A 12,634-nucleotide genomic window follows, 5' to 3' on the forward strand; every position below is an offset into this window, starting at 1 on the left:
CGCTCGACTATTCAATTTTAACGTGACAAACGGAATTCTGCTTTTCCATTGACTGTATACGGCGACAATGAAATCTGTTCATTGTTAAGACTTAATGACACTGCTTTAGCGTCATCAAGACGAATTTGGAATGGTGAGCTACCATGTAAAGTCAAGGTTGAATCTTGACGACCTGTTGCCAAAACTTTACCAGTACCATCTACGATTTTCACAGAAGTCGGTTGGTTAAAATTCAAGACCAATTGATCACCCGCTTCTGAAGATGCACCACCATCATTCATCGCCATGACTTGAACATCTGATTGTTGTGGTTTGGCATCCGTAGCTGCTGATTTTTTAGCAGACCATTTTTGGATTCCTGTTACCACCAAGAATAAAATCACCAAAACCGCCAAAGCGATCAAACCACGTTTTACCCATTTACGGTTACGTTCGCTATTTGATCCTGGCAATTTACCCATGATTTTAATTGGGGAGTTGTTTAATGCATGATTTGGCAATAAACCTGTATCATTTTGATAAATCTCATCAAAACGTTGAATCAAGATATTGGCATCGACATTGAGGTATTTCGCATATGAACGATAATAACCTTTAATAAATGTCGCTTCAGGCAAAGCTTTATAATCATCCTGTTCCAATGCATTCAGTGTTTTTAACTGAATTTTCAAATCCTTCGCAACAGATTCAATATCGCGGTTTTGTGAAACACGAATTTGTCGCAAGTACTCACCCGGACGTTGAACATTTCCTAAAGCATTAGGTGCTACGCTTGAACCAGTAGATTGCTGTGAATTAGGATTTACTTCCATACGGCCTCAGTTGTGTACTGTAATTTCATATAACGTTGATATTCTTGACTATCAGGGTACAAGGCTTTGAGTTGATTGGCCAAAACCTGCATTCCCATCTGATCACCATTGGCACGCGCTAAACGCATACCTAACCAGAGCGCTCTTGCACTTTGGTTATTTTGACCCACTGCTCGGACATATTGTTCATACAATTGTGTCGAAGCAGAAGTCTTTTTTTGTAGATAAAAAATATCTGACAACTCTAACATTGATACGATCGAATCGCGATTCACTTGTAAGGCTTGTTTGAATGATTTTTCAGCATTTGCAATATCAAACAACTTTAAATAAACCCGACCCATATTTTCATATGCTTTATATCGCTGATCATACCCTAAAGTAGCGCCAGCAATATTAAATTGGTTAATCGCCTCATTATAACGCTTTAGCTCATATAAATAAGTACCATAATTATTTCGAGCCTGCGCATTTTTTGAGTCTACAGCAATTGCACGCTTAAAATAAGTCTCCGCTTTTTCTAAATTTAGCTGACTACCCTCATGCTGCAACAATACGCCCATTAACATATTAGCTGTTGTATCTCTCGAATCAACCTCTAAAGCTTGATCTAACGCACGTTTTGCAGCATCAAAATCGCCAGAACGTATATATTCCGCGGCAAGCTGCGTTCTTACTTTGACAGATTTCTCTGGATCTTTTTGGCTGATCGAACCAGAGTGTGACGTTTGACAAGCCTGTAACACAACCCCAAGTATACAAACTGTAACCAAAACAGTAAGTTTTTGTGTCTGCTTCTTCAAAATATTACCCCCAAATAAACAGAGGTAGTTAAAAATTACTACCCTTCTGTACGAATAATCTCGCTTTTCTCAGCGATTTTCTTTTTCCATTGTTCAGCACGACGCGTACGGTCAGCAACCTGCCCAACCAATTGACCACATGCTGCATCAATATCATCACCACGTGTTTGACGAATCGTACACACAAATCCAGCATCAGATAAAGTTTTTTGAAATGCAATAATTCGGTTTCGACTAGAGCGACCGTAAGGTGCATGCGGAAACGGATTGAACGGAATCAAGTTAATTTTACTTGGTAAATTTTTTAATAATTTCAATAATTGCTGTGCATGTTCAGGATGATCGTTGACACCATCAAGCATGACATATTCGATTGTGACGTGTTTGCGTGAGCTTTCATTGCCATCTTTGCCGATATAACGCTGACAAGCTGCAATCAATTGTTCCAAAGGATATTTTTTATTGATCGGAACCAATTCATTTCGTAATTCATTATTTGGCGCATGTAAAGAAATCGCCAAGGCAACATCAATATCTTGAGCCAATTGATCAATTTTAGGAACGACGCCTGAAGTTGATAATGTGACACGGCGTTTAGACATGCCATAAGCAAAGTCATCTAACATAATCGACATTGAACTGAGCACTGCATCATAGTTAAGCAATGGTTCACCCATGCCCATCATGACCACATTGGTCACTGAGCGTTCACGCTCAATCACAGGCACATCTTCCATATAGGAAAGGTTTGCCATCCAAAGTTGACCGATAATCTCAGCTTGAGTCAAATCACGTTGAAAGCCTTGTTTACCTGTAGAACAAAATGAACAATCCAAGGCACAACCGACTTGTGACGAAATACACAAGGTTTTACGTGAACCTGTTTTGTCCTCAGCAGGAATCAATACGGTTTCAACCAATGATCCATCACCATCACCAACACGGAAGACCCACTTACGAGTACCGTCTTTTGAATAGTTACGGTGTACCACTTCTGGTGCTTTGATTTCACAAATTTGTTCTAGTTTCGCACGCAATTTCCCTGAAATATTGGTCATTTCAGCAAAATCAGTCACAAAAAATTGGTGTATCCATTTCATCACCTGTCCTGCACGGAATTTTTTTTCGCCCATTTCTTCGAAAAATTTTTCCATTTCAGCACGCGACATGCCGAGCAAATTCACTTTCTGAACTGCGTCCTGAGATGTAGATGATGGCGCTTTTGTATTTTCATCAATAGTCACAGATGAAATCACGGCTTCAGAACTCATGAGAATTACCTAAACAATGTCTGGGGGATAAATAGATTAGCTCACAATTTGAGCAAAAAAATATTGAGAGAATAAAAAAACCAGACAAGCATTATAACACTTATCTGGTTTTTAAACTGCCGATTAACGAGTACGTGGGCAGATTTCTGTTTGAGCGAAGAAGTAGTTAACTTCACGATCAGCAGATGCAACAGAGTCAGAACCGTGAGCAGCGTTTTCGTCGATGCTTACAGCGAAGTCTGCACGGATAGTACCAGGAGCAGCTTCTTTAGGGTTAGTAGCGCCCAAGATTTCACGGTGAGCAAGAACAGCGTTTTCGCCTTCAAGAACTGAAACTACAACTGGACCAGAAGTCATGAAAGATACTAAGTCAGCAAAGAAACCACGTTCTTTATGTTCAGCATAGAAGCCTTCAGCTTCAGCTTGAGACAAGTGTTTCATTTTAGTTGCAACGATTTTTAAACCAGCTTTTTCAAAACGAGCAAAAATATCACCGATGTGGTTTTTGCCTACAGCATCAGGTTTAACGATAGATAAAGTACGTTCAACAGCCATGATTGGCTCCTTTGAGTTTTTTAAAGGTAAAAAAATTTTGCGCATTATACCGATTTCATGCGGAACTATCAGCTTTGCAAATGTAAAAATTTTGACTTTTTGTCAGATTTTAACGATTTTTTATTAGAGTTCATCGATCCAAGCCATTTGAATGGCTTCTAGAAGACCTTCAGTTGACTTGGTTGGGTCATCGCTAAACTCAGGTAAAGCACAAATCCAAGCATGCATATCTGTAAAACGTACCCATTGTGGATCGACATCTGGATGCGCTTCAGAAAGCTCGATTGCAATATCAATAGTATCTGTCCAACGTAAACCCATAAGTCTTCCTAAACAATAAAAGGGAAAGCATTACTTTAGCAAAATTGCAGTTTTGTTTGAAGCACAATTGAGTTCATAGTGCGTAAAAGCCTTGATGGGTCTGCTTTTCATTGAAGCAATGCCAAAGCTCGTACTCAATGATTCTCCCCAAAGAGAGAAAGCTTTAATACCAAGCAATCACAAGGCTAGATCTAAAAATGGTGCAAAGGCAATGATACCACTGGCAACCGTTGCACCAATTACCGCACCTACAAGGACATCGGTCGGATAATGTAGCCCAAGCACCATTCTCGAAAGTGCAACCAAAACAGTAAATGGCACCATAATAATCAAGAGTATAGGTAGCATATAACCTAAGACAATGGTTGCCATTACCGCATGCAAGGTATGACCAGATGGAAAACTAAAATGATCCAATGGTCGCTCACCCAACACGATCACTTGATGAACTTGATAAGGTCGAGGACGTACTGTTTTGTGCTTCAAAAATTTGTAAATAGCTGTCCCGATAGAACCTGCCAAAATCACATATAAAATCTGTATCCCATAATCCAAACCATGCGCATACCACACTGCAAATAACATGGCATACCAAAATGGACCATCACCGAGGCGACTCACTATTTTAAAAAATAATGAGACTCTTTGTGAATGGGATAAGTGATTTAAATAAAGACAACCTTTCAGGTCTAAATCGAGTATTTTTATTTTTGCATTTTTAAAATTCATTTTTCTCTCCGAAAGCAATCTAAGTGACCATATATGTTTCCTGAACCACTTGGTATAACGCTTGTTCGAGTTGCTGAACTGGGTGTTGCCACCCAACTTTTTGTACAGCCTGCATTGCATCAGCTCCCATTTTTTTCAGTACTTTCAGTTCTGGGAGTTGATAAATAGCTTGCATAAATTGTGCCGTGTCACCTAGAGGACACAGCCATCCCATTTTTTCAGGAACGACATGTTGTTGAGCGCAGGCATAATCATAAGCAACGATGGGCAAACCACTGGCCATGGCTTCGAGGACCACATTTCCAAAGGTTTCTACCTGACTAGCAAATAAGAAAACATCTGCACTAGCATAGGCTTCAGCTAACTGTTGCCCTGTCAAATTGCCAGTAAAAACAACTTGATCTGCACCTTTTTTGTGTTGCAAACGATCTCGATCAGGACCATCTCCGACCAAGACCAGTTTGATTTTTTTAAATTGGCTTACTGGATTGAGGACATTTTGCATAGCGTAAAATGCGTCCATTAATACATCGACTTCTTTTTCAGGCGATAAACGTCCGACATAAAGCATGACTGTGGTATCTGCATCTACGCCCCATTTTTTTCTTAAACTTTCAGAGCGATGTTTGGCAGAAAAACGCTCTACATCAACACCGCGCCCAACCACCTGCATTGGACAATGAATCCCAAAATTGCGCAGTGCATCATAAGTGCCCTGACTTGGCACACAGGTCAATGCAGTATTGTTGTGGAACCAACGCAGATAACGTTGTACTGGTTTGACCATAAATGCCAAATCAAAATAACGACTAAAATCTTGAAATGGCGAATGAAAACCACTGGAAATTGGAATATTTTTAGATTTTGCCGCCTGCAATGCCGTCAGACCCAAAGGCCCTTCCGTGACTATATGTACAACATCTGGATCAAATGCGCCTAAGGCATTAGAAACTTTAAGATATTGAGGCCAGCCAAATTGCAAACTTGGATACTTAGGAATGGCTTGTGCATTGACCAAACATTCTCTATACGGACTAAAATCAACGCATGGCGCTTTTTGCGCCGGACGAACCAACAAAATTTTGTGTCCACGTCGCTGCAAGCCTTTACACAGTTGCATCAGAGATAAAGCCACGCCATTGATTTCTGGAGGCCAGGTTTCTGTCACGATGGCAATTTTAAGTCGAAGTCGAACTAATTCATTTAAATCATTCAATTTATTGTGAGAAATTTCACACTGTTTATTCTTTAAATAAAATTTAAATTGTTCTGGAAAATTAAGGTTTTTTTCTAATAATGGATCAATATAACGACTATTCACTCAGATCACCGTTCAGTGATTTTTATTAAATTTTAAAGGAATTTTCTTACATTTTTATGTTTATTCAATGACACTTTTTTGACAAAAAATATCGAAATAAAATTGATATATTCGATATTTTTCATCAATTTAAATAAAATTTATTATCGTTTTTTAAATCTACAATAAAGCCTAGACTTTAGGGCAAAGCTTTGAGTAAGCCATTCTCAACTTGATAAATTCGACCTTCACCAAAATTAATTTGCTGATTAACACCATCTAAATGTGCAAAACCTTTGATACGATCCAATTGTGGAGAGTGTTGAAATTGCTTGGTTTTAGGATTGTAAATCCAATAAATATAACGATTGTCTTCAACTTTTTGTTGGTTCGACGCATCACCTAAAACCAAATCAAAATAACCATCAAAGTTGATGTCTTTATAATCAACCGAGTAAGAAAAGGCTGAAAACCCATCGAGTTGTTGAACCTTTTGGTTATTCAGTTTATTGATGACATCCACACGTTGAATCAAAGTTGCATGCGTTTCAGGATCTGTTTTACCATAAAATTTAAAGATAAATGCAGGTTTATTTTCCACTTTAACAGCAGGTTCAAAATTTAGAAAAACTGAAGAATGCTGACTTTGATCAGCTAAAGTAGCCGTCATATAACCCGTATTTGCATTAAGATGTGCATCAATTTGATAGAGCCCATTTGCAGCATCACCCACTTCTGGATCAAATGACTTTAAGTTGATCTGATTGCCTTTTTGCAGCCCTTCAAAACTGACTCCCTTCTGAGTTTGAAGGTTGAAAAGTGTACCGTGCGGATTCCATTTTCCTGCATAAAGTGAAAGAAAATACTGACCATCTGTCGAGCGCAACATACGTTGCATACTGATTGTCACCGATGGAATCGGTTCAAGCACTGTGTCAGTTGGCGCAGCCAGACTCCCCTGAGCAAAGCCCAAACTCATGATGGATGCAAACATAAAGTATTTCAATTTCATCAGCGATCTCTTAACCGACTTTATGGCAAATGCCACTAATACGATCTAATTTATCATAAATTAAATCCAGCAGAGTCTATGCCCGAAAGAGCATTAAAAAAAGAGGCTTTCTAAAAAGAAAACCTCTTTGATTATTTTTCAATTATTTTGATGCCGTTATAAGTTCTGCCTGATTAAAAGTTAAGATTTACAAAAAGCAGATCACGATATTCGCCAGCAGGTACCCGAATATTTGGCGTATCCAACAACTCAACAATCACTGTAAATTTATTTCGTCCTGCTGAAATGGGACTCAAAGGGACATTCCACATATTGCTATTTGCCCCCAAAATACTCATTCGTGTTTTTAATGCATTATTTGACGAATCCGTCACAACACTATCCCCTTGTGGTGAACGTAAATTTAACGCGCTAAATTGAACGGTATAATTTTGCTCACAACTTACAATAAAAGACGTGGCTGATTGACCTCGAAAAGTTGCAGGCAAATGCATCACTGGCTCAGTAAAACTCCCCATCGTACAAGCGCTTGCAAAGCTCTGTGTACTCAAAATACTGAGCAACAAAATACTGAAATATTTCATTTTGCTCTCCTCAATTACTGACATAACAAATCAATCACCTGCTTTGCATCTGATGCAGGTCTTGATCTCAAATCCAACGAGGCATGACAGCTTTTATTTCCGGGCATTTTAATCAAAAGATCATATTTATCTTGTTTTAAACCATAGAGATAAACCTTAGCTTCGCCATCGATTGGATAATATTCTGGGTCATCACCAACATAGACCTCCGTTGCTCTTTCAAAGTGATGATTTTCTGCATCGTGTAAACGTACAATCGCCATTTGTGTGTGATAAACAGGAAAATCCACATAATATCCGCGCTGATTTAAAGTAATAATTCTTTTTTTCTCAACATCTACTTTTTCATCAAGTGGCAGCTGGTTTTGATTAAAGGAAATATCATAATTCACATAAGGAATAATATTATGTACAAACATATATCCCTTATCATTTGTTTTACCCACCAATGAAGACGTCCGATATATATCTATATCTTTATAATCCCCAACATTAACCACAGCGAAAGCATTATCCACATATTTAGTTGCAGCAACATGCTTACCTAACCAAACCAAAGCCCCTTCATAAGAAGCTTGGGTATTATGAAAACGATCATTGCGATCATGAGAAACCCTCAGATCACCATAATTACTTTTATAAACTCCATAACCACTATAAGAGAAATCACTATCGCGATTGGTCACACCTATACCATAATCTAGACCTGTTTGATAATTTGAATTTTTAACATAACTCATTCGATTGATTTCACTATTATTTCGAGATGCTGAAATACTTCGTCCTTTATCAAAATAATAGTTCATTGAAAGTAAAAAACCTGAGTTTGCGTTATTTTCTAGATCCTTATAATACCCAATATTATAAGAAAACTGCTTATTGACAATTTTTGAAAATGAAAGATTGAGAATACGATTTTTTGATACATTAAAATTTTGATTTGGATAATAATCTCGTTCCACATAATTAAGATACATATTATTAAAATAAGGGATCTCATATAACCCTATATAAACCAAAGTATCGCTCTTAACCCTTTGAGAACTTAGATCACCTAAACGCCTAAAATCCTGACTATAATATTGATTGCTAATACCAAATGAATATCGACCGATTTGATTACTCAATGAAGTATTCATATTGTAACCATTTTGACCTTTATACTGGCTTAAGGTATATGAATAATCTAAAAGTCCAAATCGAGATAATGCCTGAGTCCATAAAAAGCTATAATTTTTTGCTTCTTCACTATATGAAAGTGTCGTGCCTAATGTCGTTTTATCAGTAAGACCTCGACGATAATAGATACTTGAAAAAAACTCTCGATAATCATCATTTTGATCTGAATAGTTATAACGGATTTTACCTAAAGAAATGTTGTATTCATCAAGCTTAGGTTTAAGCAGACGGTTATTAATATAAACAGGAAAACTTTGAACAGTCCTATTTCCCAATATATCTTCCACGACAATTTGTGCAGTTCCGCCTTGCTGAATTGATGCACCCGACTGTATCGAGTAATTTCCAGGTAACACTTTTTGCCGATAGAGTTGCACCCCATTGATATACAAATCAACTGTAGAAGGTAAAGTTGCACTACCATTCAATGCTGGGACATTCCAATAGATAAAATCTGGTCTTTCAGTAAAGTTGGTGCCAAAGCTCAATCCACCAAACCGAAATGATGAAAGCTGTGTATTAAAAGTAGTAATGGTATCCCCGATCACTAAGCGTGAAAAATGATTCGGAAATTCAAAACTCAAGGACGTGTCCAGCCGTATTAGATGATCATCACTGGCTTTTTCTTTATAAAACAAGCCATTTTTAAACATCCAATAATCTTTAAAAATACCCAACTCTGTCATCGCATTGAACTGATGACTGCTATTATCTTGATTATAAAATGTATTGTAGTTAAGGAAACCACCAAAATTAGCCTTCACAGGCATTAACACCTGCGAGCCAAAGTTTTGATCATTAAAAAAATGTCCAGGTGCATTGATTTTAATTGCTTGCAAACCATCATCTTTTTCAGAACTAAATTCATTCCCCGAAACCAAGCAAAACTCTTTTTTGTCACTCCGATTTTTTAATGCCTCTTTTTTAATCCCCAAATGTTCAAGCACATTACATTCAACATAATTTTTACCGTCCTCTACAAACATCAAGCTATCTGTTTGACGATCCACCCCATTGATCCATAGATTCATCAATACAATATGCTGTTCCGCTTCTGCATACGCGATGATACATATAAAAAAACTACTAAGAGGAAAAACATCTTTGAGTTTTAACATCACACTAACCTCCTAATTGATATTCAAGAGGTATTCCATTTTTCATTTTATCTGTTTCAATAATGGCTTTATATCGTCTCAAATCACTCAAATTAATTTGACCTAGGTTAAAAACCCAGTTACTTCCTTTGAGTAAATATTTCATATCATTATTTTCAACAACCTTTTTACCATGATTATCTAAAATAGTAATTTTTAATATTTGAATATGTGATAGAGCATTGTTTTTAATATTCAAACTCAAGTGATTATTACTATACTGTGTAGTTATTTTAATATTTACACTATCCTGCTTCCCCAAAAAAAGTGGCAATGAGATATTAAATAAAAAATTCATAGTTGAAGCCTTTACTACAGGTGCAACTTCTTTAAATGTAATACGGTAAGTTTGTTCATCTGTGAGATTCATCGCACGAATAGGTTGAGTAAACCCGATACGGACGATTTGTTTTTTTCCGGGTAAAATAACAAAGTTTTTAGGGTTAATAATCAGATCATCACCAACATTTTCATATTGATCAATGCCATTTTCATCTTGTGTCCATTTTACCGCAGACATTTCAAATATTTTTTCTGTTTTAATATCTTTTGATTCCATGACCACAGTTACACTTCGTTGATTCATTTTTTCATCAAGATAAAGCTGTATCGGTGATATCTGCAATCCAGCAAAACTTAGATTTGAAAAAATAAGCAATAACGACACTAAAGCGAAATTTTTCATAATTCTGCCTGTTTCATTTTATTTAGAAGTTATTCATTAATAACGTAAGTGGGATAGTTTTTAAAAACTATCCCACTTAGTGATACTCTAGAAATAAACTGCAATATTATAATTTTCTTTATATGTTCCAGCCGGTTTAGAAATACCAACAGCAGTATTAGTGACAGAAACCGTATATTGAGAACCGGTAAAGGATCTAGGAATATTTTGATATTCCTGATTTAAATCATAATTCACGCCACCATTACCTGTTGTTGTAATATTGAGTGGAATACTAAAAATAGTCCCATTTTCTGAATATCGTGCATTACTATTATTATCAGTCGTCAGTTTCATTTTATACTGGGCATTCGATTTAACATTGAAAGTGCCTGTACCTGTTCCGCCATCAGCAAAAGTGATGTCATCTGTTTCGACCTGCAATTCACATAATGTTGGCACAGTCACATAAATTGGAATCTGACCGCTACATGTTTCTGTACCACGCCCAGAACCACAATTAGATCCCCCTGTTTGTGTTCCTCCCCCCTGATGGGCACCCCCCTGGTTATTGCTTCCACCTGGTTTTGCAGCAGATAAATCTTCTGCAAAAACCGCTGTTGAACTTGTTCCTAAAATCAATATAGAAAGCGCAGTTTTGATAAATTTAGACATAAGAATCCCCTTTTTTATGTTCATCATGATTATTTACGTGACATTTTCCCCATATAACTCAAAGATTAAATTTGAATTAATTTTAGCCACGAATTAATTATATCAACGATATGAGTGTTTTTTGATCGACTGACTTTTCACATAATGTTTCTTTTAAACTTACACACCGAATTAATTATATGTTTTAATAGTATTTATTAATTTTTTTTATTAATGATATTTTTGTCAATCACCAATTCTTGTGAATTTTACTTCTAAATTTTTTATTATATGTTTCAATAATTTATTATTTTTCACGGTTTTTTGAGATCAACAACTTTTACATTTCATTACACTTACTTTATTCAAGATTAACTGTTTGAAAAATTTAATCTTATTTTTTAGTATAAAAATATATTAATTATGTCAACTCCGACACAAAAAAGAAAACCCGCAAAATGCGGGTTTTCTTTTTCAAAAACTAAAAATTAGTTTTTAGTTTTATCAACGATTTTGTTCGCTTGGATCCAAGGCATCATCGCACGAAGTTTTTCACCTGTTACTTCGATACCGTGAGCAGCGTTTTGACGGCGACGAGCAGTCATAGATGGGTAGTTAAGCGCACCTTCTTGGATGAACATTTTTGCATATTCACCAGATTGGATACGTTTAAGTGCATTACGCATAGCTTCACGTGATTGTTCGTTGATTACTTCAACGCCAGTTACGTATTCGCCATATTCAGCATTGTTAGATACTGAATAGTTCATGTCCGCGATACCGCCTTCAAACATCAAATCAACGATCAATTTAAGTTCGTGTAAGCATTCGAAGTAAGCCATTTCTGGAGCATAACCAGCTTCAACAAGAGTTTCGAAGCCCATTTTAACCAATTCAACAGCACCACCACAAAGAACTGCTTGCTCACCGAATAAGTCAGTTTCAGTTTCTTCACGGAATGAAGTTTCGATGATACCTGTACGACCACCACCTACGCCAGAAGCGTAAGAAAGTGCTACGTTACGTGCATTACCAGAAGCATCTTGATGTACAGCGATAAGATCAGGAACACCTGAACCACGTTGGTATTCTGAACGAACTGTATGACCAGGAGCTTTAGGCGCAACCATAATTACGTCTAAATCTTTACGTGGAACAACTTGGTTATAAAGGATTGAAAAACCATGAGCAAATGCAAGTGTTGCACCTTCTTTGATGTTTGGCTCAATCACGTCACGGTAAAGTTGTGCTTGGAATTCATCTGGAGTCAAAATCATAACCAAGTCAGCTTGAGCTACAGCAGCAGGAACTTCAGCCACTTTAAGGCCAGAATTTTCTGCTTTTTTCCAAGATGCTGAGCTAGCACGTAAACCAACTGTTACGTCTACGCCAGAATCTTTAAGGTTTAATGCATGTGCATGACCTTGTGAACCGTAACCAATGATTGCTACTTTTTTGCCTTGGATGATAGATAAGTCACAATCTTTATCGTAAAAAATTTGCATTGTTGTCTCCGCTAAAATGCTTTTTTCTTTCGGAATGACTAAAATGTTTTTCTGTAAATTTTAGCCATTCCCCTCTATCAAAGTAGAG

13 protein-coding genes are annotated in these 12,634 nt (G+C 36.8%); all 13 read right to left on the reverse strand.

Going from position 1 to position 12,634, the window contains the following annotated elements:
• Nucleotides 1-17: 17 nt before the first annotated feature.
• Entirely contained in the window at nt 18-812 is a 795-nt protein-coding gene (locus F960_RS15980; protein ID WP_004867473.1) for a helix-turn-helix domain-containing protein, read from the reverse strand.
• A complete protein-coding gene (gene pilW, locus F960_RS15985) occupies nt 803-1,615 on the reverse strand; it encodes a type IV pilus biogenesis/stability protein PilW (protein WP_004867475.1) in 813 nt (270 codons plus the stop codon). The genes F960_RS15980 and pilW overlap by 10 nt, the downstream gene beginning before the upstream one ends.
• A gap of 38 nt (nt 1,616-1,653) precedes the next feature.
• Nucleotides 1,654-2,886, reverse strand: a complete 1,233-nt coding sequence (gene rlmN, locus F960_RS15990; protein ID WP_004867477.1) for a dual-specificity RNA methyltransferase RlmN — start codon at nt 2,884-2,886, stop codon at nt 1,654-1,656.
• A 123-nt stretch (nt 2,887-3,009) separates the two neighbouring features.
• Nucleotides 3,010-3,441 (reverse strand): nucleoside-diphosphate kinase, encoded by a 432-nt coding sequence (gene ndk, locus F960_RS15995; protein ID WP_004867479.1) that lies wholly within the window; start codon nt 3,439-3,441, stop codon nt 3,010-3,012.
• Between the two features lie 123 nt (nt 3,442-3,564).
• Entirely contained in the window at nt 3,565-3,762 is a 198-nt protein-coding gene (iscX, locus tag F960_RS16000) for a Fe-S cluster assembly protein IscX (RefSeq protein ID WP_004867481.1), read from the reverse strand.
• Nucleotides 3,763-3,939: 177 nt separating this feature from the next.
• Complete coding sequence (locus F960_RS16005) at nt 3,940-4,491, reverse strand: phosphatase PAP2 family protein (RefSeq protein WP_004867483.1); 552 nt, start codon at nt 4,489-4,491, stop codon at nt 3,940-3,942.
• A gap of 19 nt (nt 4,492-4,510) precedes the next feature.
• Nucleotides 4,511-5,812: a glycosyltransferase family 4 protein gene (locus F960_RS16010; protein ID WP_004867485.1), complete on the reverse strand. Its 1,302-nt coding sequence runs from the start codon at nt 5,810-5,812 to the stop codon at nt 4,511-4,513.
• A 178-nt stretch (nt 5,813-5,990) separates the two neighbouring features.
• The gene (locus F960_RS16015; protein ID WP_004867489.1) at nt 5,991-6,803 is read right to left on the reverse strand and encodes an XAC2610-related protein; all 813 of its coding nucleotides are present in this window, start codon (nt 6,801-6,803) and stop codon (nt 5,991-5,993) included.
• Nucleotides 6,804-6,976: 173 nt separating this feature from the next.
• Complete coding sequence (locus F960_RS16020; RefSeq protein ID WP_004867492.1) at nt 6,977-7,387, reverse strand: hypothetical protein; 411 nt, start codon at nt 7,385-7,387, stop codon at nt 6,977-6,979.
• Between the two features lie 14 nt (nt 7,388-7,401).
• Nucleotides 7,402-9,684: a fimbria/pilus outer membrane usher protein gene (locus F960_RS16025; protein ID WP_004867495.1), complete on the reverse strand. Its 2,283-nt coding sequence runs from the start codon at nt 9,682-9,684 to the stop codon at nt 7,402-7,404.
• A 4-nt stretch (nt 9,685-9,688) separates the two neighbouring features.
• Complete coding sequence (locus F960_RS16030) at nt 9,689-10,408, reverse strand: fimbrial biogenesis chaperone (RefSeq protein ID WP_004867496.1); 720 nt, start codon at nt 10,406-10,408, stop codon at nt 9,689-9,691.
• 87 nt (nt 10,409-10,495) lie between these two features.
• Nucleotides 10,496-11,062: a hypothetical protein gene (locus tag F960_RS16035; RefSeq protein ID WP_004867500.1), complete on the reverse strand. Its 567-nt coding sequence runs from the start codon at nt 11,060-11,062 to the stop codon at nt 10,496-10,498.
• Nucleotides 11,063-11,529: 467 nt separating this feature from the next.
• A complete protein-coding gene (gene ilvC, locus F960_RS16040; protein ID WP_004867502.1) occupies nt 11,530-12,546 on the reverse strand; it encodes a ketol-acid reductoisomerase in 1,017 nt (338 codons plus the stop codon).
• Nucleotides 12,547-12,634: the final 88 nt, after the last annotated feature.

The sequence above is a fragment of the Acinetobacter gerneri DSM 14967 = CIP 107464 = MTCC 9824 genome, from assembly GCF_000368565.1.
Lineage (GTDB): Bacteria > Pseudomonadota > Gammaproteobacteria > Pseudomonadales > Moraxellaceae > Acinetobacter > Acinetobacter gerneri.